Annotated in this window: 27 protein-coding genes and 1 riboswitch; of the genes, 10 read left to right on the plus strand and 17 right to left on the minus strand. The window is 43.4% G+C overall.

Annotated features, from left to right (window positions below):
• Window positions 1-7 precede the first annotated feature (7 nt).
• The 4 genes from OCV70_RS02385 to mobQ all read left to right on the plus strand — a co-directional run bounded on the left by OCV70_RS02385 (window position 8) and on the right by mobQ (window position 3,814).
• Complete coding sequence (locus OCV70_RS02385) at window positions 8-724, plus strand: replication initiator protein A (protein WP_005428274.1); 717 nt, start codon at window positions 8-10, stop codon at window positions 722-724.
• Window positions 721-1,578, plus strand: a complete 858-nt coding sequence (locus OCV70_RS02390; protein ID WP_005428275.1) for an ATP-binding protein — start codon at window positions 721-723, stop codon at window positions 1,576-1,578. The genes OCV70_RS02385 and OCV70_RS02390 overlap by 4 nt, the downstream gene beginning before the upstream one ends.
• Window positions 1,579-1,747: 169 nt before the next feature.
• Window positions 1,748-1,969, plus strand: a complete 222-nt coding sequence (locus OCV70_RS02395) for a hypothetical protein (RefSeq protein WP_005428277.1) — start codon at window positions 1,748-1,750, stop codon at window positions 1,967-1,969.
• Window positions 1,970-2,104: 135 nt separating this feature from the next.
• Window positions 2,105-3,814: a MobQ family relaxase gene (gene mobQ / locus OCV70_RS02400; RefSeq protein WP_023924145.1), complete on the plus strand. Its 1,710-nt coding sequence runs from the start codon at window positions 2,105-2,107 to the stop codon at window positions 3,812-3,814.
• Between the two features lie 411 nt (window positions 3,815-4,225).
• On the opposite strand, the gene OCV70_RS02405 is transcribed toward mobQ, so the two are convergent.
• Together OCV70_RS02405 and OCV70_RS02410 are read right to left on the minus strand one after the other, a co-directional pair.
• Complete coding sequence (locus OCV70_RS02405; protein WP_005428282.1) at window positions 4,226-4,891, minus strand: PBECR4 domain-containing protein; 666 nt, start codon at window positions 4,889-4,891, stop codon at window positions 4,226-4,228.
• 309 nt (window positions 4,892-5,200) lie between these two features.
• Window positions 5,201-5,581, minus strand: a complete 381-nt coding sequence (locus OCV70_RS02410) for a TnpV protein (protein ID WP_005428283.1) — start codon at window positions 5,579-5,581, stop codon at window positions 5,201-5,203.
• Between the two features lie 156 nt (window positions 5,582-5,737).
• Between OCV70_RS02410 and OCV70_RS02415 the strand changes: the two genes are divergently transcribed.
• A complete protein-coding gene (locus OCV70_RS02415) occupies window positions 5,738-5,908 on the plus strand; it encodes a hypothetical protein (RefSeq protein WP_005428285.1) in 171 nt (56 codons plus the stop codon).
• A 54-nt stretch (window positions 5,909-5,962) separates the two neighbouring features.
• On the opposite strand, the gene OCV70_RS02420 is transcribed toward OCV70_RS02415, so the two are convergent.
• Window positions 5,963-6,829: a S8 family serine peptidase gene (locus tag OCV70_RS02420; protein ID WP_262579138.1), complete on the minus strand. Its 867-nt coding sequence runs from the start codon at window positions 6,827-6,829 to the stop codon at window positions 5,963-5,965.
• 111 nt (window positions 6,830-6,940) lie between these two features.
• Window positions 6,941-8,122, minus strand: a complete 1,182-nt coding sequence (locus OCV70_RS02425) for an MFS transporter (RefSeq protein WP_173765669.1) — start codon at window positions 8,120-8,122, stop codon at window positions 6,941-6,943.
• 132 nt (window positions 8,123-8,254) lie between these two features.
• Between OCV70_RS02425 and OCV70_RS02430 the strand changes: the two genes are divergently transcribed.
• Window positions 8,255-9,184: a helix-turn-helix domain-containing protein gene (locus OCV70_RS02430; protein WP_186901777.1), complete on the plus strand. Its 930-nt coding sequence runs from the start codon at window positions 8,255-8,257 to the stop codon at window positions 9,182-9,184.
• A gap of 75 nt (window positions 9,185-9,259) precedes the next feature.
• On the opposite strand, the gene OCV70_RS02435 is transcribed toward OCV70_RS02430, so the two are convergent.
• Window positions 9,260-9,883, minus strand: coding sequence for a carbohydrate-binding family 9-like protein (locus OCV70_RS02435; RefSeq protein WP_117851189.1), 624 nt, complete (start codon window positions 9,881-9,883; stop codon window positions 9,260-9,262).
• A gap of 234 nt (window positions 9,884-10,117) precedes the next feature.
• On the opposite strand from OCV70_RS02435, the gene OCV70_RS02440 reads away from it, so the two are divergent.
• Window positions 10,118-10,678 (plus strand): hypothetical protein, encoded by a 561-nt coding sequence (locus OCV70_RS02440; protein WP_262579139.1) that lies wholly within the window; start codon window positions 10,118-10,120, stop codon window positions 10,676-10,678.
• A gap of 129 nt (window positions 10,679-10,807) precedes the next feature.
• Here the strand turns inward: OCV70_RS02440 and OCV70_RS02445 are convergent, their stop codons facing one another.
• The 11 genes from OCV70_RS02445 to prfB all read right to left on the minus strand — a co-directional run bounded on the left by OCV70_RS02445 (window position 10,808) and on the right by prfB (window position 21,905).
• A complete protein-coding gene (locus OCV70_RS02445; protein WP_021925687.1) occupies window positions 10,808-11,422 on the minus strand; it encodes an NUDIX hydrolase in 615 nt (204 codons plus the stop codon).
• A 15-nt stretch (window positions 11,423-11,437) separates the two neighbouring features.
• Window positions 11,438-12,073 carry an ECF transporter S component gene (locus OCV70_RS02450; RefSeq protein WP_021925688.1) on the minus strand — a complete coding sequence of 212 codons (636 nt, stop codon included), beginning with the start codon at window positions 12,071-12,073 and terminating at the stop codon, window positions 11,438-11,440.
• A 180-nt stretch (window positions 12,074-12,253) separates the two neighbouring features.
• A riboswitch (FMN riboswitch) is annotated at window positions 12,254-12,390 on the minus strand.
• Window positions 12,391-12,454: 64 nt separating this feature from the next.
• On the minus strand, window positions 12,455-13,363 hold the full coding sequence (locus OCV70_RS02455; protein WP_317259438.1) for a mechanosensitive ion channel family protein: 909 nt from the start codon (window positions 13,361-13,363) through the stop codon (window positions 12,455-12,457).
• A gap of 74 nt (window positions 13,364-13,437) precedes the next feature.
• Entirely contained in the window at window positions 13,438-13,701 is a 264-nt protein-coding gene (locus tag OCV70_RS02460; RefSeq protein WP_173765665.1) for a DUF1294 domain-containing protein, read from the minus strand.
• Between the two features lies 1 nt (window position 13,702).
• The gene (locus tag OCV70_RS02465; RefSeq protein WP_173765663.1) at window positions 13,703-15,862 is read right to left on the minus strand and encodes a Tex family protein; all 2,160 of its coding nucleotides are present in this window, start codon (window positions 15,860-15,862) and stop codon (window positions 13,703-13,705) included.
• A gap of 75 nt (window positions 15,863-15,937) precedes the next feature.
• Window positions 15,938-16,813 carry a DUF975 family protein gene (locus OCV70_RS02470; RefSeq protein WP_021925692.1) on the minus strand — a complete coding sequence of 292 codons (876 nt, stop codon included), beginning with the start codon at window positions 16,811-16,813 and terminating at the stop codon, window positions 15,938-15,940.
• A gap of 99 nt (window positions 16,814-16,912) precedes the next feature.
• On the minus strand, window positions 16,913-17,800 hold the full coding sequence (locus tag OCV70_RS02475) for a DegV family protein (RefSeq protein WP_021925693.1): 888 nt from the start codon (window positions 17,798-17,800) through the stop codon (window positions 16,913-16,915).
• A gap of 19 nt (window positions 17,801-17,819) precedes the next feature.
• Window positions 17,820-19,028, minus strand: coding sequence for an aspartate kinase (locus OCV70_RS02480; RefSeq protein ID WP_021925694.1), 1,209 nt, complete (start codon window positions 19,026-19,028; stop codon window positions 17,820-17,822).
• Between the two features lie 22 nt (window positions 19,029-19,050).
• Window positions 19,051-20,268, minus strand: a complete 1,218-nt coding sequence (locus OCV70_RS02485; protein ID WP_021925695.1) for a homoserine dehydrogenase — start codon at window positions 20,266-20,268, stop codon at window positions 19,051-19,053.
• Window positions 20,269-20,275: 7 nt separating this feature from the next.
• A complete protein-coding gene (locus OCV70_RS02490) occupies window positions 20,276-20,728 on the minus strand; it encodes an ACT domain-containing protein (protein ID WP_021925696.1) in 453 nt (150 codons plus the stop codon).
• Between the two features lie 51 nt (window positions 20,729-20,779).
• Window positions 20,780-21,905, minus strand: a protein-coding gene (gene prfB, locus OCV70_RS02495) for a peptide chain release factor 2 (protein WP_173765736.1) whose coding sequence is annotated in 2 segments (ribosomal slippage) — window positions 20,780-21,829 and window positions 21,831-21,905 — 1,125 coding nt in all. Because the reading frame shifts where the segments join, the coding sequence is not laid out codon by codon here.
• A 320-nt stretch (window positions 21,906-22,225) separates the two neighbouring features.
• Between prfB and OCV70_RS02500 the strand changes: the two genes are divergently transcribed.
• Both OCV70_RS02500 and OCV70_RS02505 read left to right on the plus strand, forming a co-directional pair.
• Complete coding sequence (locus OCV70_RS02500; protein WP_021925698.1) at window positions 22,226-22,600, plus strand: NusG domain II-containing protein; 375 nt, start codon at window positions 22,226-22,228, stop codon at window positions 22,598-22,600.
• 4 nt (window positions 22,601-22,604) lie between these two features.
• Window positions 22,605-23,090, plus strand: coding sequence for a Gx transporter family protein (locus tag OCV70_RS02505; protein WP_021925699.1), 486 nt, complete (start codon window positions 22,605-22,607; stop codon window positions 23,088-23,090).
• Window positions 23,091-23,258: 168 nt separating this feature from the next.
• Here the strand turns inward: OCV70_RS02505 and dapF are convergent, their stop codons facing one another.
• The gene (gene dapF, locus OCV70_RS02510; protein WP_021925700.1) at window positions 23,259-24,107 is read right to left on the minus strand and encodes a diaminopimelate epimerase; all 849 of its coding nucleotides are present in this window, start codon (window positions 24,105-24,107) and stop codon (window positions 23,259-23,261) included.
• A 178-nt stretch (window positions 24,108-24,285) separates the two neighbouring features.
• Between dapF and OCV70_RS02515 the strand changes: the two genes are divergently transcribed.
• Window positions 24,286-25,155: a helix-turn-helix domain-containing protein gene (locus OCV70_RS02515; protein WP_117851208.1), complete on the plus strand. Its 870-nt coding sequence runs from the start codon at window positions 24,286-24,288 to the stop codon at window positions 25,153-25,155.
• Window positions 25,156-25,326: the final 171 nt, after the last annotated feature.

Consider the following 25,326-nt stretch of genomic DNA (forward strand, 5'->3'; position numbering starts at 1 on the left):
TGAACACATGACGGACTTTCTGACAGCAGACACAAGCCTGCCATCTTATATGATGTTTCCCCGTTTTCTTCTGGACATGGAAATAAACGAAACTGCCAAAATGCTTTATATGATCCTGCTCGACCGTGCAAGGCTTTCCCAGAAAAATGAGGGCTGGTCAGATACAAATGGTCATGTGTTCCTCTACTTTACGATTGAAGCACTGGCAGAAGTTCTCCACAAAAGCCAGATGACGGTGAAAACTGCTCTGGCAGTACTGGAAAAACAAGAGCTTATCTTCCGAAAACGGCAGGGACCCGGACACCCTAATCGGATCTATGTAAAAATCCCGAAAGAAACCCTCAGCAATACAGACAGAATTCTTTCCTCAAGACAGACAGAAAACTGTCCTATTGACAGACAGGATTCTTTCCCTGATACAGACAGAAAACTGTCCAGTAATAAGAAAGAGATAAAAAAGAACCATTTAACAATAAGAGGGAGTAAAGAGCCACGCTCACCCTATGGAACATTTCAAAATGTTTTTCTGTCAGAGACGGAGCTGGAAAATATCCGGCAGACAATCCCTGACTGGCAGGACTATATGGAACGCTTATCCGGTTATATGGCTTCTACCGGAAAGCAATACCAAAACCATGCAGCTACCATCATCCGTTGGGCAAGACAGGATCATCCTGTTTCCCGGCAACGAAATTATGAAAGTGAGGAATACGAAACATTATGACAACATTTACAGAAAAACCAACAGCTATCACACCAAACAGAGAGCTTCAGTCTGATGAATATTTTAACGAAACAAATCACCTGATCTACTGTTCCAAATGCAATACGCCAAGACAGTGCAGGCATGAATTACAGGGAAAGGTTCTTATTCCTTCCATCCGCTGTAAGTGCCAGCAGGAGATCTTTGAACAGGAGGAAGCCCAGAGAAAACTTCATGAAAAGCAAATGGAAATAGAGCATCTCAAAACCAGCGGCTTACAGGACAAATCACTTTATGACTACACCTTTGCCAAAGATAACGGCAGCAATCCGGAAATGAAACTTGCACACAATTATGTAAGTAACTGGGAAGAGATGAAAGCAAACGCTTCCGGACTTCTCATCTGGGGCGATGTCGGTACTGGAAAATCTTTCTTTGCAGGCTGCATTGCCAATGCCCTTCTGGAAAAAGGCGTCCCGGTACTGATGACCAACTTTTCCCGGATTCTGAATACCCTTACCGGAATGCATTTTGAAGACAGGAATCAGTTCATCCACAGCTTAAACCGCTACAGCCTTCTGATCATTGATGACCTCGGAATTGAACGGAACTCTGACTTTGCACTGGAACAGGTATTCAATGTGATTGACAGCCGTTACCGCAGTAAAAAGCCCCTGATCATAACAACCAATCTCACTTTATCAGAGCTGAATAACGCCGCTGATATCGCACACAAGCGAATTTATGACCGGATTCTGGAGAGATGTGTTCCCATCCGTATCAATAACCGGAATATCCGTCAGGACAATGCAACAGCTAATTTAAAAAAAACGAAAAAAATTCTGTTAGATAATCACACTTCAAACCAGAGTTGAAACAAAGCAGCATCGCACAATAACTATTTTTCACTGACAGTAGTACTACTTTCTTTTCTTATTTATCACCAGAGACATGCCACTGTCAGTTATCTAAAACTATAGTACTAAACCACAAGATTTTAAAACTAAATCGCCCGGATACGGGCATAAAAAGGAGGTGCCAGATATGGCAAATAAAAGAATTATGACACCAGAAGAAAAAGTGCTTTTACAGGCAAAACACAGACTGGAAGAAATCGAAGCAAGAAACCGTAAAAAGGAACGTAATGCCAGAACACGCAGATTGATTCAAGAAGGAGCGATTCTGGAAAGCATTGCTCCACATATTAAAGAAATGGATTTAGATACCCTAAAGCGGGAGCTGATGCTCCGGCTAAGAGGAATGTAAATACACAAGTTCTACTCCCGAAGGGCGCACTTACTCACCACCCGATAAATCGGGCGGTGGTATCCCCTACGGGGCTCGTGCGCTCTGCCGAGGGCTATCCGCTGTTGCAGGCAACATCGAAAGGAGGTGCCAGATATGGCAATTTATCATATGCAAGCCAAGGTCGTCAGCCGTGGTTCCGGGCGGTCTGCTGTCGCTGCATCTGCTTATATGAGCTGTAGCCGCATATACAATGATTACGATGGCATCCAGCATGACTACACCCGAAAACATGGACTGATCTATCAGGAAGTAATGCTTCCCCCTATGGCTCCGCCTAAATGGAAAAACCGGGAGCAACTCTGGAATGCTGTAGAAGCTGCTGAAAAAACAAAAGACAGCCGACTGGCAAGAGAATTTGTTGTCGCACTCCCTATTGAGTTGGATAAAGACAGCAATATTTCTCTTCTTCAGAATTTTATTCAAAAGAATTTTGTAGATATGGGAATGTGTGCCGATTTCGCCATTCACGATACAGATGGTCACAATCCCCATGCACACATTCTACTTACTGTCCGTCCATTAAACGAAAACGGAACATGGCAGTATAAAACCGAAAAAGAATATCTATGCATCAAAGATGGAGAGGAAAAGGGATTTACTGCTTCTGAATTTAAGGATGCTCAGAAAGAGGGCTGGGAAAAACAGTATCGTTATAAAGCTGGGAAAAAGAAAGTATATCTGACTCCCTCGGCAGCACAGGAGAAAGGTTATGAACGTATCGACAAACATCCAAAAAGCACCCGGTATGGCAGACAAAACCCGATTTCCGAACAATGGAACAGTGAGGAACAGCTCTGCCTCTGGAGAGCAAACTGGGCAGATGCCGTAAATAAAATGCTTGCCCTTAATCAGATAAATGCCGCCATTGATCACCGCAGTTTTGCAGCTCAGGGAATCACTGAACAGCCAACCATCCACGAAGGCTACATTGCCCAGAATATGGAAAAGAAAGGCATGATAGCAGACCGGTGTGAAATCAACCGTCGGGTTCGTGCGGATAACAGAATACTACGGGAATTAAAAACACAGATAAAAAAATTGGTTCAAGCTGTCGAAAAATCTATTCCGGTAATTGCAGAAACATTAGAAGCAATCCGCAATCATATGATTTTTACACAATATCATTTACTTCATAATGAAATGCAAAAAGAAGTGATCCATGACTGGATGCAGCATTTTCGTCCTATCCTAAATAAATATGATACCATTAAGAAAAAGCTCAAAGCGAAAGTTACTGAAAAGAAAGAACTAAATGTGCAAAAAAGTAAAACCAGTATTCTAAATCCTTTCCAGCATATAAAGTTAAACCAGCAGCTTACAACCGTAACAGAAGAAATCGAGGAACTGAAATCTGCCAAAGAACAGCTGCTGTTTCAGGCTGAATGCTCCACAGAGAAAGATATGGCGAGCCTTTCCAGAAAATACGACCAGATGGATAAGAATCTGGATATTCTCGATTCTCAGGATATGGCTCTCAAAGAGCAGCTTGAAAAAGATGCTGTCGCTTTCCAAGAGGAAAAACTCCGGCCTAAACCAGAGCAATATACAGAATTACTGGATGCCAGAATCCAGATACGACCTACTTTCCGAGAGAAACTGATTGAGCAGCTCAAAGGTACTTTTGGTGAATATTATGACTATCACTATCGTGATATCGCAACCCATGAAGTGGATGATCTCAATATGGAAGATCCCTATAGCTTCTCTCATCGTACCTGGGAACTTGAATATCAGAGGAAACAGGAATTGCAAAAAAAACATCCTGTTCAATCCAGGCAAAAATCGCACAACACAGAACTATAATGTTTAAACTACTAATATAAAAAATATCCCGTTTTCTCAAAACAGTTATATTGCTTCATCCCAATAATTCACAAACTGCTAACCACCGAGCAAAAGTGAGGCACAAAGTGCGTAAGCATAATTTGATTTCTTTCCGCTTACGCACTCTCTTTTTATCTTGAGCAAAAAATTCCTACTTTGTAAAGCCAACAAATGGGGTTTGGGGGGCTCCCAAAGTGCGTTTGGATATCCAAACGCTATGCTTGCAAAACCAGTTCCACTAATTTCCCTCGATACTCCCTTCTTCTAAAATCAATGATAATTATAACATTGCCAATTTTGTAAAGTAATAATCAACTTAAAATATAGACGACAAACAATAAAACCATGATACTGTTACAAAAAGCAGTAGCATGGTTTCTTTATATTTCATTATAGATTTTCTCTATCTATCATATTTTCTATTGTTTCTGAGAAACAACACTCTTTCAAATCAATACTTTTGTCCATCTTCACAAGATTTGTATATTTCTCATCTGTATAGTGTTTTGATATTACAGCAAATACTTTATATGTAGGCTGTGCTGTTACATCTCTGATGTCCTTTTTCAGCAATGTGTTCGGTACATTTAATTTCGTATTTTTATCTTTTACGAAGCCAATACAACCACATATATTCCCGGCAGCTTTTTCTGTATATAATTTCGGTCCTCGATCTGTAAATTCTCCTATCATTGTTACGTTTTTCTTAATAAGCATCATACGTTCCAATATATCCAATTTTTGCCCCGTAGAGCCATCTTTTGCAAAAACAAAATCATTTTCTGTTAATCGCTTATCCAGGCATTTCTGGTAAAAATGAATTGCAGAAGCTGTCTCTTTTTTATTCAATCGAACTCCTGTCAAATGTAAAAAATTGTATCTATGGAAAACAACTTCATATCCCTGTACAGATGACAAAATCTTATTACTTTCCTGTAATTGCTTATTCACCTCTTTCGGTAAGCCATATAGGAACAAAACCTTCTGATCCTCAAGATGTTCTTTATATAGTTGTGCCGCTTTTGTCATAATCTGAATTGCACGTCTTTTGTCCATAACTTAATCCTTATCCCATAAAATTTAGAGAAGGGAATGTTCACGCCGCAGCACTAAACATTCCCTTCTCATGGTTGATTTTTCCGTTGTCTGCCAACCTCCAGCACCTTCGTCTGGAAAATATCAGGTTTTTCCGTTGCCTGCCAACCTCCGACACCTTCGTTCGGAAAACGTATCAGATTTTAGGTGTCAACCCACCGCTGATGCACAGCTTTTCTAATTACATTTTACACGAACTATGTGGAAAATGCAATTACAATTTTATCTTATGATGCCCTGCTACATTTTATACACTATTTATCTTACATTTCATTCTTGATAAATTATCTCTTTATCCACAATCTCCCTCGCACATACTTGTATATTGTTCATTCTTCCTATCCATTCCAAGACATTTTCCACCTTTAGCTGTTCTGTAATGCCTTGTGCCTGTTTCATCTGTTCTACAAGTCTTTCAAAGCGTTCCTGTGCCTGTTCTTCTATATCAGCCAAATAACCATTCAGCCTGCCGCTTGTAAGCATATTCAGATATAGCAATCTGCGGTATTCCTTCAAATACCGCAAATGTCTTTGTCCCCATACACCGACAACCCTTTGTTCTTCTTCCTTCGGTAAGGTAAGAGCAGGGATAAGATAATCCCCATGTCTGATATAAGTACCGCCCATCTCTTCAAAAATTGTTTTCTTCATTGTCTGTTCTACCTTTCTTATCGTTCTCTATTCATAGATTTTCTTTACGACCGTTCCAATTTTACAGTAACAATAATTCTTCAATTTTCAGTTCACATTGCCCCTCCCGAAGAAGTATGATAGAATAATTCTATTAAATTGAATCGGAGGTGCCACATGGCTATCAGTTCCAACAATATTCAGGTCTATACTACTTTGTCCAAAGAACTGGTTGCTGAGATTGATAAGGATGCAAAAGCGAACTATCGTACACGTTCCCAGCAGATTAACATGATCCTGACCGAGTATTATAAGACTCAAACAACAACCAAACATGAATCCGAGTAAAACACTGAATTGCCTGAAAACACAGGAAATATCAGTGTTTTCTTATGTTTTCCCTTAATTATAAGGTTCATGTGAGCCATAGTTATTTCCAAAACTTAAATTGATTACCATTGGTCGTCCCATAGCCAGTGCCTGCCGCACCAGATAGTCTACTCCCTGCATAAGCTCTGTAGTTCTTGGAAAAGAATCCTGTCTTGGAATTCCCATTTTCACAACCAGAAGGTCACTTTCATATGCCACGCCCCGGTTCACTGCGCCACGGGAAAAATCGCTGCCTGCAGCTACTCCAAGCACAGCTGTTCCATGACCGCTTCCATCTTCAGACGGAACAAGGCGCCTCCCCTCTTGTACAGAAAGGGACAGCGCCTCATTGATTTCCTCATTCGTATATTCAGTTCCTGTTGCATATCCCTTCGGCGGATTACCGGGAATGCCCTGATCCCACAAACGCAATATCCTGGACTTTCCATCTGCTGTGAGAAATGCCAGATGACGGTAATCCACACCAGAATCCACAATTCCAACCAGCACGCCTCGTCCTGTCAGCTGTAAATTTCCCGGCTCATTGCGCTGTACCTGGGTAATACAGCTTGCCTCTTTTGAAAAAAAGTCTTCAAAATACAGACGGGTAGGCTTTTCTATAAATTCTATCTGTGGCCGCCTGGAATATTCGTCCAGCATACTTTCAGGAAGCGTCACAATAGCGTATCCTCCAAGGAGGGAGACCACGGAGATTTCGCTTCCGCCTAGCAACGCCTCAACAGAATCCTCATCTTTTCCCACCTCACTATACTTCACAATAATTTCCCACTTTCGTGTTTGTTTCTCATACCCTACATTCAGGTTCCGGGATTTCTCTCTTTCCTCTTCTGTAGCATCCAGCGCAAGGTTTAAAAGATTATCCAGCTTCTGATCTGGCATATTCCCTCCATTTTGCATCGTATGCATGCTCATAGTGTATACTCATCTTTAATTTACGCCAATCCGCTTTAAATAATGCCTCAGCCTTCTTATTACATTTTTAAATACCAGTTATTTTTCCTCTGCTTTCACCTTTCCAAGCAAAAAAACCATTATCAGCAGCACCACTGGGAAAATCAGTCCTACGCCCATACCTATGCGGATATTATCTCCGGCATTCTGGGTGACACGGCCGACGATTCCAGGCCCTATGCTGCCTCCAAGATCTCCTGCCATGGCAAGAAGGGCGAACATGGCGGTTCCGCCTGCCGGAAATTTCTTAGAGGATATACTAATAGTACCCGGCCACATTATTCCAACGGAAAATCCACAGACAATACAGCCAATCAATCCGGCTGCCGGATTGGAGGACAGAGATGCAAGAAGATAGCAGAATACGCATAAAATTCCGGAGCCTGCCATAAATTTCATCAGATCCATTTTATCTCCGTATTTTCCAAAAATCACACGGCTGATTCCCATCGTAATGGCAAACATACAGGGACCAGCCAAGTCTCCGATGGTCTTAGACAGTCCAAGTGCCGCCTCTGCATAGGCAGATGCCCACTGGGACATGGACAGCTCTGATGCCCCGGAACACACCATCAGACACACAGCGATCCAGAACACAGGCTTACGAAACAGTTCCCCGATTTTCATTCCTTTCCCTTCGTCCACCAGATGCTTGATAGGACAAGTAGCAAAATTGTAAACATTAATGGTTGGAACGATTGCCCACAAAACTGCCAGCCACTTCCAGCTGTCCATTCCAAAAACTGCGAAAAACAGGGTGGAAACTGCAATGGTTCCCACAGACCCCCAGCAATAGAAGGAATGAAGAAGACTCATAGTTGCCTCTTTATTTTCGAAAGGACACGCTTCCATAATGGGACTGCAAAGCACTTCAATCAGTCCGCTTCCAACAGCATAAACAATAACACTGATGATAATTCCCATAAAAGGATCTGGCAAAAGCTCCGGAAGAAATGCCAGCCCAACCAGTCCTAAAGCGGAACTGATTTCAGAAGTCACAATGCACACACGATATCCGATTTTGTCTACAAACCGGGCACAAAACAAATCTATCAGCAGCTGGGTAAAGAAAAAACAGGTGGAAATCAATGCAATATTTCCAAGGGAAATATGATAATCTGTGTGAAATTTCAGAAACAGCAGCGGTGCAAAATTGGCTGCTATAGCCTGGGTAATAAAACCCAGATAACAGGCTCGTTTGGTTTTTTGGTAATTTGGCATGATTGGTTCTCCTTTTTTCTTCTTTGAAGAAGATTTTTGTCTTATTGGATTATATTATATTTGATTGTATTTTTCATTGGATTATTTTCGATTTTTATTGTATAATATCGTAAAACAAAGGATAAACCAGATATGAAAGAAACCAACGTATATACCAAAATTGTTACAGACGAAAATTTAATGGAGACCCAGTCTCACGGAAGCCAGGACTATCCCTTTCGCTACTATTATGAACATTTAGCCCAGTTTGATTTTAACTGTATAGACTGGCACTGGCATACGGAGCTGGAATTTGTATATGTTCAATCCGAAACCGTAACTGCCTGGATTGGGGAAAAGCAGCTGGAGTTGCCAACAGACAGCGGCATTTTTATTAACTCCAAATTCCTTCACCGTTTTTCCTCTCCTGAGGATGCTGTCATCCCAAACTTTCTCTGCATGCCCTCTTTCCTTGCAGCTACAGACAGCTATATCTACCAAAACTATGTGAAGCCTATCGTTTCATCAAATATTCCTTTTTGGACTTTTCGCAGGGAAATTTCCTGGCAATCCAGAATTCTGGATCTTATGAAGCAAATTATTTCTGCACAGGCTTCCGGTTCTTCCTGCCATCTTCTGACCTCAGCCCTTATGCAGCAGCTCTGGCTGGAAATATATGAACATACAGACCTTTCCACTACATCGGAAGTCACTGGGCAATTCTCTGTAAACCGTGCAAGGCTCCAGCTGATGATGCAGTTCATTCACGAAAATTACAGAAGAAATCTTTCCCTGGATGAGATCGCCGCACAGTCTATGATCAGTAAAAGCTCTGCCCTAAATCTTTTTCGGAGCTATCTTCACATCACGCCAGTTAATTATCTCATAAACTATCGGCTGAAACAGGCTGCCCTTCTGCTTTCCCATACAGAGAAAAAAGTCAGCACCATTTCAGCCGAAACTGGTTTTCACAATGTAGATTATTTTTGCAAAGCCTTCAAAAAGCACTATCAGGTGACCCCTAGGGAATATCGAGAAGAAAAGCGGGAACTTGTCAAAATGTCTTGCATCCTGAGTTTTTGAGCCAAACTTGTAAGTTTCCTGTCCTTAATCCATAACATCAAAACCAGGGCTGCTTGTACTCCTCCAATGGTGTTGTTATGCCATCACTGCCTCTGCGAAGCAGACCGGCAGGTGAAAATCAGGTTTCTCACTTTCAATGGGAGAGTAGCTTCCGAAATGCAGAATTTCCTCTGACTCTGAAATTTTATAGAAATTACAGTAAAAGCTTCTGCCCTTTTTTATTTCTTCAAAATCACAGATTTCTTTGAGATATTCTTCCGGGAAAAGTACCTCCAGATACCATTTATTCTCTTCTACAGCTGCCTTCACACCAGTCATGGCAAACTGCTCTTCGCTAATGGAGCATCTGCTTTTTCTCCCGCGTCCATAATTGGCAAGCATTGCACCGTTTGCATTGATCTCAAAATTTGTATACATACATTCATTTGAAAGTGCCTGGTTTTCCTCTGGGAAAGCAAGAAAAATTTCCATTGCACTATCTGTATAAACCGGATCATTGTGCCTGTAATACCGTCTGAGAGGATTTTTTTCTTCGCAAACCATTTTCACAAACAGTCCTTCCCCTTCCACATATCCCATCCATCCGTAGACAAGTGGGCTCTGTTTGCTGTTCCACATATATTGATTAATAAAGAACTTTTCACAATGTTCAATCTGCTCTTTTCGTTCTATTTTTTTCACATGATATTGTAATCCCATAACCATCCTCTTTTCTATATTTTTATTAAAGCCATTGCACTGTTATAAAACCTGTTTAAATATACTTCAGTATACCATATTTCTACTTCCATTTCCGCTGAAAAAGGAATTGTTTTAGATTATATTTCCAAAATATGCTCTATATCTTTTTTACATTTTTTGCTGCAGATATGTTATAATGGGGACGTTGATTGAATAAAACAGTTTTGAACATACTTATGAGGTAAAATACTTATGAAATACAGAGATGAATTTCGCATTGCTTCCACAGCCATTTTGCTTAGCGTGGCTATGTTTGGAATTTCCGTGGTAGTTCCAAAGGAGAGCCGGGTTCCTACAGCCAAGACTACTTTGGTAGAAGCACCTGAGACAGCTGCCGAAGCAGAAGCTGCTGCCGAACAAACAGAATTTCCTATTTATAACCAGGAAAGCAACTATGATACTTCTTATGACAACAGCCAGGATTACTATGAACCTGATACTTCCGGTGACAGCTCAGATCCTGCAAACAGCGGCGATTCTTCTGGCAGTGATCAGATCACTTATCCTTCTGAGGATACCGGTGATGGCTCCGGAGATACTTCCGGAGGGGATGCTTCCGGAGGGGATACTTCTGGAGGGGATACTTCTGGAGGAGATGCTCCTGCGATTCCGGATTACACAGAGACTCCCGGCGATGGCTATGAGCCAAGTGAAGATAACAACTGGGATTATGTAGCCCCTGGTGCTGACTCCGGAGCAGATGGTTCTGACGGTTCAGACAGTGCCCAGCCGGATATGGAGGTTTATGAATAGCGTCGTTTCAATTGCATAATAAGAAAACAAAATCCCCGTGGATTCATTTCACGAAGCATTCCAATTATGTTCAGCTTCTGAAAATTCCCGGGGATTTTGTAATTTACAATCTAATGCTAAAATATATCATCATTTTATTTGATTCAAAAATGCAAATGGCTCCTTATCTTCCAGAAAATGCATCAGCATATAGGCAGTCATGATTGCCACATTCTCCTCCTGTAAAATACGCTTCACTTCTTCTTTATCCGCAAGAACAACTTCAATCTCCTCTGTAGCCTCCTGAGCCTTGGAGCTGATCTGACCGCTGGCATATCCGTACACAGTCGCACAGGATTCATCTGTCATCCCTACCGTGGTAAAATAAGGCTTCTGATAGGCCTCTGCTACCGGAATCGGTTCCAGCTTTAAGCCTGTTTCCTCGTACATCTCACGGACTGCACCCTCATGATAATTTTCATCTGGTTCTACCAGTCCTGCCGGAAATTCATAAATATAATCTCCCAGCGTGTAGCGATACTGCCGAATCAATACCACCTTGTCGTGGTTTTCTCCGTAAATACTGTAAATAATTACGCCATCTGGTTTGTTTTTGCGGGTTACAAGCTTCAGGCTCTCCACATCTCTGGCACGGGATGCCACGAAGTAATTCACAGGTGTGTTATGTACACTGGTTGCCTTTACATTATAAAGGTTTACATAACGGTTATCTGTCTGCTTGGTAATGCTGTTGATTTTTCCCATAGGAACCTCTTTTCATCAGTCACCGCGAAGGATTACACGAATTCTTTTATAAATAAAGAATACGATCACTGAGGTTAATGTGTATTTAAATAAGTTAAATGGCACAAGAATCATAATTGCAAAGGTAAGAAGGTTCGTAACACCACTGTGTACTGCTGCGCCCATCTCGATAAATGCCTGAACCGGCATTCCAAATGCCTTTCCGTATGCCGGAAGAAGAACAAATGCATTTATAAAGCATGCAAGGATAGTGGTAAGAATTACACCAACTGCCATTCCGGCAACTGCATGTGTTCTTGTTTTCTTATGCTGGTAGCGGTAGATCAGGCCTGCCGGAATTACATAAGAGCAGCCAAAGATGAAGTTCGCCACATCTCCAACACCTGCTGTCATAGTTCCTTTGGTTACCAGATGAACCAGAATCTTCACCAGCTCGATCAGCATGCCCGCTACAGGTCCCATTGCAAAGGAACCGATCAGTGCCGGAATTTCGGAAAAATCCAGCTGGTAAAAGGATGGAGCAAGAAAAGGAAGCGGCACCTCAAAATTCATAAGTACGCCGGCCACAGCACCTAACATTGCTACCTGGGCAATGGTTCTGGTTCGGCTTCGTTCCATTACATTTCCATTTCTGATTACTTGTTCGCTCATACTCGTCACTCCTTAAATTATAATATTTAAAGAAAATTTCTGCAAGTATGCGAATAGAAAATCTTAGGATCTTTTCCAGCACTGCAGCAAGCAGCTATTTCCATCCACACAAAAAGCCCCGGAATTTCTTCCGGGGCAATGAGTACGTACAAATAAATATCAACTTATCTGATCATTCTGCGCGTTCTTCTCTCATCCAGACTTTACTGTCGGTTTTGGAATTTCACCAAATCAGCCGCCTAAGCGGGTCGCGGACTATACCGCCGGTAGGGAATTTCGATATTCAAGTTCTCGATCACCCTGCCCCGAAGAAATTTTCTTTATTCATGTGGATTATACAATAGAAAAACAATAATTTCAAGAAGAAGTAAAAATATTTTTTTATTCTTCCGTTCTTTTCTCCACCACATGCACATCCATCTGGGGATAAGGAATTCCAATTTCGTTAGCATCGAATGCTATTTTTATTTTTTCATTCAGGCGCCATTTGATGTTCCAGTATTTCTCTGTAGGGACCCAGACCCTAAGCCCCAGGACCACTGCGCTGTCTCCCAGTTCATCTACAAACACCTGCATCTCCTTATCTGACTTTGTGCCGGGATCCTCCTGCAAAATGTGATAAAGAAGCTTTTTGGCTTTTTTAATATCGGAATCATAGGAAATCCCTACTTTAATTTCCAACTTACGCAAAGCCTGGGCAGTTACATTAATGATAGTACTGTTGGACAGCCTGCCATTTGGAATGATCACATGCTTATTATCTACTGTTGTAAGGGTTGTATAAAACATCTCAATTTTATACACTGTGCCTTCTGTACCACCTGACTGGTCCTGAATAATGTAATCACCTACCTGAAAAGGTTTAAACAGTAACAGCATTACACCACCTGCCAGATTTTCCAGTCCTCCCTGAAGAGCAAGACCAATCGTAACACCGGCAGTTCCAAGAAGAGCCGCAACTGAAGATTCCTTCACGCCAAAATAAGTAGCAATATTAAAGATCAGAATCAGATATAACAGGAATTTTCCGAAGGAGCAGATAAACTGGGCAACTCCCTTATCTACGCCAGCCTTTTCCATGGATCTTTTTGTTATTTTCAGGAACCACTTGATCAGCTTCGTTCCTGCATAAAAAGCAAGAACTGATAAAACCACCTTCATCCCGAACTCGATTAAATCCGGAATGTGTCCATTAAAGTAAGCCTTGAGCTGACTCATATTGAAATTGACCTTATCTACGGTTTCCTGTACCGTTTCCTGAACTGCATTTTCAATTACCTGTTCTTCCAAATTATCATCTCCCGCTTCTCATCGTCAAACGTTTTCCACAGTCATCGGCCTGCTTCCACTTGTTTATCCACCGCTTACTGTACCATTCTCCACAATATCAGCTGAACTGCCAGAATCAGCGGCACACCCACACGAAATTTCCACTTTCTGGCCTTATGGTGAAAAAACTGCATTCCCAGAATAGCCCCAACAGAGCCTCCAATAGCCGCCACGGCAAGCAGCTGGGCTTCCGGAATTCTCCACTGCTTATGGATTGCCTTCTGCTTGTCCGCTCCGTACATGCCAAAGGCAATCAGATTGATAACAGCCAGATATACGGTTAATACATTCTGTATCATTTTATTTGTTCAGACCTTTCATGGAAAGACTGATGCGGTTCTTTTTCTCATCCACGCCAAGTACACGTACTTCCACAACGTCTCCTACGCTTACTGCTTCCAGAGGATGTTTAATAAACTTCTCACTCATCTGGGAAATATGCACAAGTCCGTCCTGATGCACTCCGATATCCACAAAGGCACCAAAATCAATTACATTACGGACAGTTCCTTTCAGAACCATGCCCTCCTTCAGATCCTTGATATCAAGAACGTCAGTACGAAGGATTGGCTTTGGCATCTCGTCACGAGGGTCACGGGCAGGCTTCTCAAGCTCTTTTACGATATCACGAAGTGTAATCTCACCAATTTCCAGCTCTGCTGCCAGTTTCTTGTAATCCTTAATCTGTCTTCCAAGTCCTGCCAGCTTTCCTCCTGCAATATCTTCTGCTGAATATCCCAGCTTCTCAAGAAGACGGGATGCAGCCTCATAGCTCTCCGGATGTACACTGGTAGCATCAAGTGGATTGGTTCCGCCTGTAATACGCATGAAGCCTGCACACTGCTCAAATGCCTTCGGTCCTAGCTTAGCAACCTTAAGAAGCTCTTTTCGGGTAGTAAAACGACCGTTCTCTTCTCGATAAACAACAATATTCTTAGCTATAGCTTTGGAAACGCCGGAAATATATTCAAGAAGGGATGCAGAAGCTGTATTTAAGTCTACACCAACTTTATTTACAGAATCTTCTACCACTCCGGTCAGTGCCTCGCCCAGCTTCTTCTGGTTCATATCATGCTGATACTGACCTACACCGATAGATTTGGGATCAATCTTAACCAGCTCTGCCAGCGGATCCTGCACACGTCTTGCAATAGAAGCTGCACTTCTTTGTCCCACATCAAAATTAGGGAATTCTTCTGTTGCCAGCTTACTTGCTGAATAAACAGAAGCACCTGCTTCATTTGTAATGACATACTGAACTTTTGCCTCCGGGATTTCCTTAAGCATGTCCACGATTACCTGCTCAGATTCTCTGGAAGCCGTGCCATTTCCCACAGAAATCAGAGAAATGCCATATTTTTTGATCATTCCCTCAACAGTATCCTTAGCAGCACGGATTTTTTTCTCATTGGTAGGTGCTGTTGGGTAAACAACAGTGGTATCCAGTACCTTTCCGGTAGGATCTACAACTGCCAGCTTACATCCGGTTCGAAAGGCCGGATCCCAGCCAAGTACAGTCTGTCCAGCGATTGGAGGCTGCATCAGAAGCTGCTCTAAGTTTTTGCCGAAGACTTTGATCGCGCCGTCCTCTGCCTTCTCTGTCAGGTCACTTCTGATCTCACGTTCAATTGCAGGGGCGATCAGACGCTTGTAGCTGTCCTCTGTTACTTCCTTAAGAATCGGTGTGGTAAACGGGTTGTCGCGGGTGATTACCTGTTTCTCCAGGTAACGGATAATATCTTCTTCTGGAGCTGCAACTTTGATGGTAAGGAATTTCTCTTTCTCACCGCGGTTCAGCGCCAGCACACGATGGCCGGCAAGCTTCTTCATCGGCTCCTCGAAGTCATAGTACATTTCATAAACAGACTGTGCCTCAGGATCCTTTGCCACCGAGCTGATAGTTCCCTTCTTTGCGGTCAGGTCACGGATATGGATTCTGTAATCCGCCTCATCGGAAATATGCTCCGCAATAATATCCTTTGCACCGGCAATAGCCTCTGCCACGGAAGCTACTTCTTTTTCCTCGGATACAAAAGCCTCTGCTTCTTCCTCGATGGACTTATTTGTCATCTGAAGCATAATGATGTTTGCCAGTGGCTCAAGGCCTTTTTCCTTGGCAATGGTGGCACGGGTACGTCTCTTCGGACGGTATGGGCGGTAAAGATCCTCCACAACAACCAGGGTCTGGGCGGCAAGGATCTGCTCCTTCAGCTCTTTTGTCAGCTTGCCCTGGTCCTCAATGCTGGAAAGAACCTGTTTCTTTTTGTCTTCCAGATTGCGCAGGTAAGTCAGTCTTTCATTCAGATTACGAAGCTGCTCGTCATTTAAGGTTCCGGTAGCTTCCTTTCTGTATCGAGAAATAAAAGGGATGGTGTTTCCCTCATCAATCAGTTTCACAGCAGCCTCTACCTGCCATTTTTCCACCCCAAGTTCCTGGGTGATCACCTGTAAAATATCCATTTTTCAATCTCCTCTTGTTGCTTGTCTTACATTTTCCGGAATTTTTGATACTGCAAAATACTTCTGCAGCATCTTTTATGCTTCCGAATTATAATCATCCTCACGGTCATTCCTGTAACCGCTTTGATTCTCCGAATCATATCCGTTTCCCGGATCATCACTGCCTGCATTGTATCCATTATAAAAGCTGCCGCTTCCGCCATAGTACCCGTCTCCCGGCAGTCTGTGATCCAGCTCGCCGTTCAGATCCCGGTAAAAGGTAACCAGCGACATCTCCATATACGGCATGATCCAGAACAGTGCAATATAAAAAGTAAATACAGATAAAAACAAAAGCGGGACAAAGCTGAGATTCAGCTTGATATATCTCCACATATTGCCCTTCATCAGGCGTGCACTCTCTTTCAGCCCCTGAATTCCCCCAAGATCCGGATCATCTGCCATCAGAAAATAGGTCATGGCAAACGGAATGGAAATCAGGAAATTCAGCAAAGTGCTGACTGCCAGAAGTACGAATATAGTAGAAAACCACTGAAGCTGTTCCTCCACTGTTAGTCCCGGATCTGTGGTATAGCTTACATAATAGTAGGGAATGGCTGTGATCACCTGGATCAGTGCCAGCACAAATCCGGCAATGATGACTCTGTCTGGCTGATTTCGGAAAAAATATCCAAGATCACCCAGTGAGAATTCTTTTCCTCTGGAAATATTCAGAAGCATATATCCAAATCCTGCTGTTATGATACCCACGATCAGAGATACAACCAGCAAAAACACCTCACTCAGAACAAGATCAAGCACTGAAGTTCCTGAGAACAGCGTTGTAGACAGGATCGTTCCCAGCATATTCAAGCCGTATACTGCCAGAAGTCCTAAAATAACAGTACCTAAATGTCCCTGCAGTGCCATTTTCGCCTGCTGCTTTATCTCCTTTGTTCTTCTTTTTTTCATAATGATCATTCTCCTTTGCAGTGAAACAGCAAGCCGGGATTTTAGTACATCCCGGCCTGAAAATCAGAGCGTGTTTAAAATTGGGGAAACAGTCCCCAACTATGCAGTTCTCTTGCTTCCCCAGAAAAACAAGGCCACAGTGCCTGGACCTGTATGGCTTCCAATGGTAGTTCCAATGCTGTTGATCTCAACCTTTCCGTTAAGCTTAGGAAAACGCTCCTCTACCAGTCTTGCAACTTCTCTTGCATCTTCAATGCAGGCAGACTGAGAAATATAGCATTTACCGGAGTAATCAAGACCACCCTCTGCATATTCTTCCATTTTGTCCACAATAGCACGAATCACTTTTTTCTTGGTACGAATCTTATATCTTGGAATCAGTCTTCCCTGATCATCCATATTCAAAAGCGGACAAATATTCAGCATTGTGCCAAAAAATCCGCTTGTTTTGGAAATACGGCCTCCTCTGATGTAGAAGGTCAGATCTGTGGAAAAAAACCAATGATGCAGATTCAGTTTATGCGCCTCTGCCCACTGATAAACCTCTTCTATGGTTTTGCCCTCATCCCTCAAATCTGCCAGGCGATCCATAAGAAGTCCGTATCCGGAAGATGCCCCAAGAGAATCCACGATCAAAATTTTCCTGTCAGGATATTTTTCAGACAACTCTTCCCTTGCAATATTTGCAGAATTTACAACTCCGGTAATACCAGAGGACAGGCATACATGAAGAATATCCTTGCCTTCTTTAAGAAAGCCTTCAAAATACTCTGTAAATTCATCTGCGTTTATCTGGGATGTCTTGGTCGTGGCACCATCCTGCATTGCCTTGTAGAACTGGTCAAATGGCATAGACTGCCCCAGATCATCTGCATATTGTTGGCCGTTCAGCTCATAATGAAAGCAGATATAGGAAATATTTCTCTTGGCAAAATGTTCTTTTGTAAGATCTGCTGTAGAACAGCAGCTAATCACATAACTACTCATATTTCCCTCCCTTTTTGCATCAGTCTGCAAGACCAAATGCATCATGAACCGCATTCATGGCGCGGACACCATCTTTCTCGCTAATCAGAACCGTAATACGGATCTCAGATGTGGAGATCATGTTGATGTTTACGCCCTCATTATAAAGGCTCTCAAACATTTTTGCAGCTACTCCCGGATTACTGAGCATACCTGAACCTACAATGGAAAGCTTGGCAATGCCCCTTTCTGAATGAAGCTCTTTAAAGCCAAGGCGATCCTTATGCTCTTCCAGAGTGGCAACCGCATCCTCCAGATCATCTTTATTTACTGTAAATGAAATATCTTTAGTTCCTGAGCGTCCAATAGACTGCAGGATAACATCTACATTTATATTTTTCTTTGCAAGAGTATCAAATACTTTAAATGCAACACCAGGCACATCGCGAAGACCCAGCACTGCAATTCTCACAGCATCTGTATCCAGCGCAACGCCGCTGATTAACATTCTTTCCACGCTAACTACCTCCTTAACTACCGTTCCTTCACTGTTATTCAGGCTGGAGCGGACCACAAGGGGCACTCCGTATTTCTTTGCCATTTCCACAGAACGGTTGTGAAGCACGCCCGCTCCTGAAGTCGCCAGATCCAGCATCTCATCGTAGGTGATTTCTTTAAGCTTTCTGGCAGTTGGAACCTTACGCGGATCGGCTGTGTATACGCCGTCCACATCTGTATAAATCTCGCAGGCGTCTGCATGAAGTGCTGCTGCCAGCGCCACTGCTGTGGTATCAGAGCCGCCTCTTCCAAGAGTAGTATAATCGTCATACTTATCTACCCCCTGGAAGCCTGTGACAATTACGATTCTGCGTGCATCTAGTTCACGGCGGATGCGCTCTGTATCGATTCTTTTCAGTCTTGCATTCTGATGGCTGCTTGTAGTATGCATGGTCACCTGAAATGCATTCAGGGAAATGGCAGGAACGCCAAGTGTATGCATGGCCATAGCCATCAGAGATACAGACATCTGCTCTCCAATAGTAAGCAGCATATCCATTTCACGCTTAGGCGGTCTCTCGTCCATATCACGAGCCTTACTGATCAGCTCATCTGTATATTTACCCATGGCTGATAAAACCACCACTACGTCATTTCCTTTTTTGTATTCTTCGATACAACGATTTGCAACATTGAACATACGCTCCTTGTCTGCTACAGAAGTACCTCCGAATTTCTTAACGATCAGCATAGTTTTTCCTTTCACAAAGGGGTCAGTCTTTTACACGGATCATTCCAAGTACATTATCACCAAGTGCCTTAACCCGCTCTTTATACTCGCCCTGTGTCATAAGTCCGGTAATAAAGCCAAACTCTTCCGGAAGTGCATCCGGCTCAATCACTGCATCCACTTTTCCAAATGCCTTGTCCACATCATCCAAAGAGGTATCTTTTACACGGACAAAGAAACGTCCCTCTACAGAATCCGGATCCATAAGGGTCATCTCTTCATTGCTCCAGTTAACAGGAATTGTATCGTGAAGATGTCTGGAAGCCTCCACAACGTCAGCAACAACTGCACTTGCAGTAGGAAGCTTGCCTGCTCCGCTTCCGTAGAACATAGCATCTCCCAGCATATTTCCATGAACGAAAATACTGTTGAACACGCCGTTTACACTGTGAAGAGGATTATTCTTTCCTACCAGGAATGGTGCCACAAGTGCATAGAAGGAATCTTCTCCAACTCTCTTGCTGGTACCAAGAAGCTTAATATTTCTTCCCATCTCCCTTGCATATTCCATATCCTCTGGTGTGATTTTTGTAATTCCCTCTGTATAAACCTTCTCAAAATCCAGGAATCTGCCATATGCCAGTGAAGAAAGAATTGCTATCTTACGGCATGCATCCTGTCCTTCCACATCAGCGGTTGGATCTGCTTCTGCATATCCTTTCTCCTGGGCTTCCTTTAATACGGTATTAAAATCAGCTCCCTCTGTATTCATTTTATCCAGCATATAGTTGGTGGTCCCATTAAGAATTCCGGTAACTTCATCAACCACATCTGCTGTAAGAGAACTGTTCAAAGCACGGATAATAGGAATTCCGCCACCGCAGCTTGCTTCAAAAAGAAAGTTAATCTCTTTCTCTTTGGCAATTTCCATAAGCTCCGGTCCGTATTTGGCAACCAGTGCCTTATTGGAAGTACACACGCTCTTGCCAGCTTCAAGGGATCTCTTTGTAAAATTATAGGCAGCACCTGTTCCACCCATAACTTCCACTACAATATCTACTTCCGGGTCATTTACGATCTGCTCAAAATCATGAACAAGAATCTCCTCAACCGGATCCCCTGGGAAATCACGAAGATCAAGAACATATTTAATCTTAATTTCTTCCCCGGCTCTTTTGTTAATGGTTTCATGATTAGTACGGAATACTTCTACTACGCCGCTTCCAACTGTGCCATATCCTAACACTGCAATATTTATCATCTGTCCGTTACTCCCTGCCTAAAATTTTTAAATAATGGATTCCTTCCATCTGCTCAATGTCGTCCACCATTGCCTCTGCATCTCCTTCACCCTGAAGGATCTGCACGCTTAAAGTAAGAGTGGCGATTCCGCTGATGGGAATACTCTGATGAATGGTCAGAATATTTCCGTGGTTCTGTGCGATTGCGCGAAGAACATTGGACAGGATTCCAGGCTCGTCATCCATCTGTATAATAAATGTGATAGTTTTTCCCTTGGCTTCTTCGTGAAAGGGGAAAATATCATCTTTATATTTATAAAAAGAACTCCGGCTGATTCCAACAGCATCTGCTGCTTCCTGAACAGTAGCCACACGCTTTGATTCCAGAAGCTTCTTGGCAGCTACCACATTCAGCAGCACCTCAGGCACAGCCCGCTCTCTTACTACAAAATACTTGTTCTTATCTGTTGTCTTTGGCATTCTGCGCTTCCTTTTCCGCTATGAACTGTACCTGGCAGCTGCTGTTCTTACTTATTGTTCTGCCGGTTTCTTCGCAAGTGCGATCCATTTCAGATATGCATTGATGAAAATATCAATTGCACCGTCCATAACTGCATCTACATTTCCGGTTTCCTCGTTGGTACGGTGATCCTTAACCATGGTGTATGGCTGCATAACGTAAGAACGGATCTGGTTGCCCCAGCCGATGTCGGTTACCTCACCGCGGATTCCGGAAAGCTTGGCCTCTGCTTCCTGCTGCTTCAGAAGATACAGCTTGGCTTTCAGCATCTGCATAGCCTTGTCTTTATTCATATGCTGAGAACGCTCATTCTGACACTGTACCACGATTCCCGTTGGGAAATGGGTGATACGGATCGCAGATGAGGTCTTGTTGATGTGCTGTCCGCCGGCACCGCTGCTTCGGTAGGTATCAATTCGGATATCCTCGTCGTTGATCTCTACATCCAGGTCTTTCTCAATATCCGGCATTACATCGCAGGATACGAAAGAGGTCTGACGCTTTCCAGCTGCGTTGAACGGGGAAATACGGACCAGACGGTGAACTCCTTTCTCAGACTTCAGAAGTCCGTATGCGTTCTCTCCGTTTACCTGGAAAGTAACGGATTTCACACCAGCTTCATCTCCATCCAGATAGTCCAGTACTTCGATGGAAAAGCCCTTGCGCTCAGCCCAGCGTGTGTACATACGGTACAGCATGCTGCACCAGTCGCAGGCTTCTGTTCCGCCGGCTCCTGCATTCAGCTTAATGATGGCATTCTCGCTGTCATACTCTCCGGAGAGAAGAGTCTTCACGCGGATGCTGTCAAACTGAGCCTGGAACTCGGTTAACATTTCCTGGATCTCCTCGATCATGGACGGATCATTTTCCTCATAGCTCATCTCGATCAGGGTCTCCATATCTTCTTTCTGGGTGATCAGATTCTGATAGGTTTCCATGTCGTCCTTCATGCTCTTTAAATCTTTCATTTTCTTCTGGGATACTTCTGCATTGTCCCAGAAATCAGGCGCTTCCATTTCGCGCTCTAATTCTTCAACCCGCTTTTCTTTGTTAGCCAGGTCAAAGTGAATCCCTCACTTCCACTAATGGTTCTGTGTATGTTGCAAGAATGCTCTTGAACTGGTCTAATTCAACCATAGCTTCACCTTCTTTCTTATATTTCTCCAACAATGCCGCCCACTGGATACAAGGTTTCTTCATGCCTTTGCCCGGCGGCACACAGACTTTCAAACTATACAATAGCATATTTGAGGCAGAATTACAATAAAAAGCGGCAGTGCAGGACAGACTGCTGCAACATTTTCTAAAAACAGGCCTTACTATGACTTGAAATATGAAACTTTTTCTTTTATCATGGATTTGTACAGCAACGATTCCATACTGACTGCATCTATGCAGGAGCTTCACTTTCGCTGTACCGGTATGTATTCGAAATTTTGAAAAATGAGGTAGCTTATTTGAAGAAAAAAGAATTTATATTTATCGGGGCGCTTCTGGCGGTTTCGGTTCTTCTTTGTGTTTATGTGTATGTGCTTCCCCACGTGAAATACGGGTCCATCCAGATTACAGTGGATGGGGAGCTTTACGGTACTTATTCTCTTGGGAAAGACCAGGTGATTGCCATTGGGGATACCAATGTGTGTGAGATCAAAAACGGGGAAGTGAAGATGACAGAAGCCAACTGTCCGGATCATCTTTGCATGAAGCAGCCGGCAGTTGGAAGTGCGGGTGGGTATATTGTATGTCTGCCTAACAAAGTAGTAATTCAGGGAGAGGGAGAGGGCGATGCAGATCCACAGGATTCTGATGGTGGATTTGACGCTGTAGTATAGGATTATGGATCAGAAGAAAACAGCTTATCTTGGGTTGTTTGCGGCGATTGCGATTATTTTTGGATATGTGGAGTCGTTGATTCCGTTTTTCGCGGGGATTCCGGGGATGAAGCTGGGGCTTGCCAATCTGGCAGTGCTTTTTGTGCTGGAGCGGTATACCTGGAAAGAGGCGGCGCTGGTTTCGCTGGTGCGGATTTTTGTTGTTGGATTTCTGTTTGGAAATGGATCCAGTATTATGTATAGTCTGGCGGGGGCAGCTCTTAGTCTGGCTGTGATGGTTTTTGTGAAAAATAAGGTGGGATTCGGGCATCTGGGCGTGAGTGTGGCTGGAGGTGTTTCCCATAATATTGGACAGCTGATGGTGGCGATTCTGGCGACGCATACGGTTGGGCTGCTGTATTATTATGCGCCGGCACTGATGGTGTCGGGAGTTGTCACGGGGCTGCTGATTGGGGTGCTGACACGCGAAGTGCTGAAGAGGATTCCATGAATGAATCGTCCCGTACGCATCTGGGCCTGGCATATTCCACGCTGGTCGGCGCGCTCTTAATGACCAGCTTAGGAATATGCCAGACCCAGATGCTGTGTGTTGAATAAAAACTTGGGACTATACTTTAGTTCTTATATATCTGATAGAAAATCTTTTTTCAAATCTGTCTTAAGAGAAAAAGCTCTCTGCTACACTTACATCTGCAATGTATCCAACCGTTCCTGTCATGAAAATGGTTCCGTCGTCTTTGATGTCGATCTGGATCATGCCGCCTGGCTGGTTTACGTTGATGCGATTTTCCATGAGGCCTTTTTTGTATGCGGCAATGGCTGCTGCGCAGCTTCCTGTTCCGGAAGCTTTGGTGTAACCGGAGCCGCGCTCCCAGATTTCGATGTCCAGGTTGCCCTTATCGATCTGGCGGCAGATCTGTAAGTTTACTTTTTCCGGGAATTCCTCTGCATTTTCTACATATGGTCCAAGTTCTTTCACTTTCTCAGGTGTTACCTGATCCATGAACAGAATGCAGTGCGGATTTCCTACGGTGAGACAGGTTGCCTTGTATTCTTTTCCCTTAAAGGTGAACGGCTCGTCGATCACCTCGCGGATTTCTCCTGTTACCGGAATTTCTTTGGAAAGGAAAGATGCCTTGCCCATGTTCACACGGAATTCCGTTGCTCTGGCGTTTAGGCATTCTACTTCGATGGTTCCGGATAAGGTTTCGATGGCGAATTTTTTCTCTTTCACATATTCATTGTCCATGAGGTATTTTGCAAAAATGCACACACCGTTTCCGCTGATGGCAGCCTCGCTTCCATCGGAGTTGAAAATGCGCATTCCCATTTTTCCATTTATTTCAACTGGACCGTACAGAACACCGTCTGCTCCAAGTCCGAAGCCGCGCTGGCAAAGAAGAGCAATTTTTTTGCCCTGAAGCTGCAGCTGGTTTTTGTTTGCGTCAAGCACCAGATAATCATTTCCAAAGCCCTGATATTTCGTCATGATAATGCTGTCTCTCATTGTTTTATTCCCCTTCTTATCAGAATTTTGATTTCCGTCACGTTTTTATCTACTATCTAGTATATCGTTTATTTTTCCAATGTATATAGGAGAAATTGCGGATTATATTGCAAAAAATGCAATTTTGTGGTTGTGCCAGGAAAGCTTTTGGAATAAAATAAGAAAAAGGAGTGAGAGCATGCAAAACAAACCATTAGATACCTCCGAAATTTCCATAGCATCGGCTGCTGAGATTTCTACAGAAAAAACCGGATATCTGGATCAGGAATTCCGGCTTTTTCATATCAAGGATCAGACCAAGCGCACCTTCGCCTACCATTATCATGATTTTCACAAGGTCATCATCTTTCTGTCCGGCAAGGCAGCTTACCACATTGAGGGAAAATCCTACTATCTGAAGCCCTGGGATATTCTTCTTGTGAACCGGCATGCCATCCACAAGCCGGAGATTGATTTTTCCGTTCCTTATGAGCGTTTCGTGCTTTGGATCCGGGACGATCTTGCCCAGACTGACCTGCTTCGCTGCTTCCAGAAGGCCATCGACCGCAGCTTCAATCTGATCCGTCTGGACTCTGGCACTCAGGAAAAATTAAAGCAGCTGCTCTACGAACTGGAGGCCGCCCTGAAGGATGAAAAATTCGGAAGTGATCTTCTTGGCACTGCCCTTTTCACCCAGTTCATGGTTTATGTAAACCGCATTTTCCTGGAGAAGCAATACATCTACGACACCCGCTCCTACAGCAGCGACTCCCAGATTGAAGAGCTTCTCCGCTACATCAACCACAATCTGACCGAAGACCTCTCCATCGAAACCCTTGCCCGGAAATACTATCTCAGCAAGTACCACATGATGCGCAAATTCAAAGAAGAAACCGGCTACACCATCCACAACTACATCGTAAGCAAGCGCCTGCTCCTTGCTCGTACCCAAATTGCCGAGGGAACCCCCGTCTTAAAAGCAGCCCAGCTCAGCGGCTTCTCCGACTACACCACCTTCTCCCGCGCCTACAAAAAGCAATTCGGCTCCGCCCCCAGCCAACTACAGTAAATTAGTAAATTGCTTTTTTTCCTATTCTCATTACCGATAACCAGCGGCTTTACAATGTATATTCATGTAGCCGTGCATTTCAGGAACGCTGCGACGCACGGCGGTGAATATACATTGTAAAACCGCGTCCGGGAATCTAAATAAATAAAAAGAGCGACTTTCCAGAGACAT

The sequence above is a fragment of the Blautia acetigignens genome (assembly GCF_025566865.1).
Classification (GTDB): domain Bacteria; phylum Bacillota; class Clostridia; order Lachnospirales; family Lachnospiraceae; genus Blautia_A; species Blautia_A acetigignens.

Coding starts and splice junctions, on each gene's coding strand:
- OCV70_RS02515 (WP_117851208.1), top strand. CDS start 24,286: ATGCAAAACAAACCATTAGATACCTCCGAAATTTCCATAGCATCGGCT.
- OCV70_RS02430 (WP_186901777.1), top strand. CDS start 8,255: ATGAAAGAAACCAACGTATATACCAAAATTGTTACAGACGAAAATTTA.
- OCV70_RS02475 (WP_021925693.1), bottom strand. CDS start 17,800: ATGAGTAGTTATGTGATTAGCTGCTGTTCTACAGCAGATCTTACAAAA.
- OCV70_RS02460 (WP_173765665.1), bottom strand. CDS start 13,701: ATGATACAGAATGTATTAACCGTATATCTGGCTGTTATCAATCTGATT.
- OCV70_RS02425 (WP_173765669.1), bottom strand. CDS start 8,122: ATGCCAAATTACCAAAAAACCAAACGAGCCTGTTATCTGGGTTTTATT.
- OCV70_RS02405 (WP_005428282.1), bottom strand. CDS start 4,891: ATGGACAAAAGACGTGCAATTCAGATTATGACAAAAGCGGCACAACTA.
- OCV70_RS02385 (WP_005428274.1), top strand. CDS start 8: ATGACGGACTTTCTGACAGCAGACACAAGCCTGCCATCTTATATGATG.
- OCV70_RS02415 (WP_005428285.1), top strand. CDS start 5,738: ATGGCTATCAGTTCCAACAATATTCAGGTCTATACTACTTTGTCCAAA.
- dapF (WP_021925700.1), bottom strand. CDS start 24,107: ATGAGAGACAGCATTATCATGACGAAATATCAGGGCTTTGGAAATGAT.
- OCV70_RS02480 (WP_021925694.1), bottom strand. CDS start 19,028: ATGCTGATCGTTAAGAAATTCGGAGGTACTTCTGTAGCAGACAAGGAG.
- OCV70_RS02435 (WP_117851189.1), bottom strand. CDS start 9,883: ATGGGATTACAATATCATGTGAAAAAAATAGAACGAAAAGAGCAGATT.
- OCV70_RS02485 (WP_021925695.1), bottom strand. CDS start 20,268: ATGATAAATATTGCAGTGTTAGGATATGGCACAGTTGGAAGCGGCGTA.
- OCV70_RS02450 (WP_021925688.1), bottom strand. CDS start 12,073: ATGAGCGAACAAGTAATCAGAAATGGAAATGTAATGGAACGAAGCCGA.
- OCV70_RS02440 (WP_262579139.1), top strand. CDS start 10,118: ATGAAATACAGAGATGAATTTCGCATTGCTTCCACAGCCATTTTGCTT.
- OCV70_RS02490 (WP_021925696.1), bottom strand. CDS start 20,728: ATGCCAAAGACAACAGATAAGAACAAGTATTTTGTAGTAAGAGAGCGG.
- OCV70_RS02390 (WP_005428275.1), top strand. CDS start 721: ATGACAACATTTACAGAAAAACCAACAGCTATCACACCAAACAGAGAG.
- OCV70_RS02410 (WP_005428283.1), bottom strand. CDS start 5,581: ATGAAGAAAACAATTTTTGAAGAGATGGGCGGTACTTATATCAGACAT.
- OCV70_RS02420 (WP_262579138.1), bottom strand. CDS start 6,829: ATGCCAGATCAGAAGCTGGATAATCTTTTAAACCTTGCGCTGGATGCT.
- mobQ (WP_023924145.1), top strand. CDS start 2,105: ATGGCAATTTATCATATGCAAGCCAAGGTCGTCAGCCGTGGTTCCGGG.
- OCV70_RS02505 (WP_021925699.1), top strand. CDS start 22,605: ATGGATCAGAAGAAAACAGCTTATCTTGGGTTGTTTGCGGCGATTGCG.
- OCV70_RS02465 (WP_173765663.1), bottom strand. CDS start 15,862: ATGGATATTTTACAGGTGATCACCCAGGAACTTGGGGTGGAAAAATGG.
- OCV70_RS02395 (WP_005428277.1), top strand. CDS start 1,748: ATGGCAAATAAAAGAATTATGACACCAGAAGAAAAAGTGCTTTTACAG.
- OCV70_RS02445 (WP_021925687.1), bottom strand. CDS start 11,422: ATGGGAAAAATCAACAGCATTACCAAGCAGACAGATAACCGTTATGTA.
- OCV70_RS02470 (WP_021925692.1), bottom strand. CDS start 16,813: ATGAAAAAAAGAAGAACAAAGGAGATAAAGCAGCAGGCGAAAATGGCA.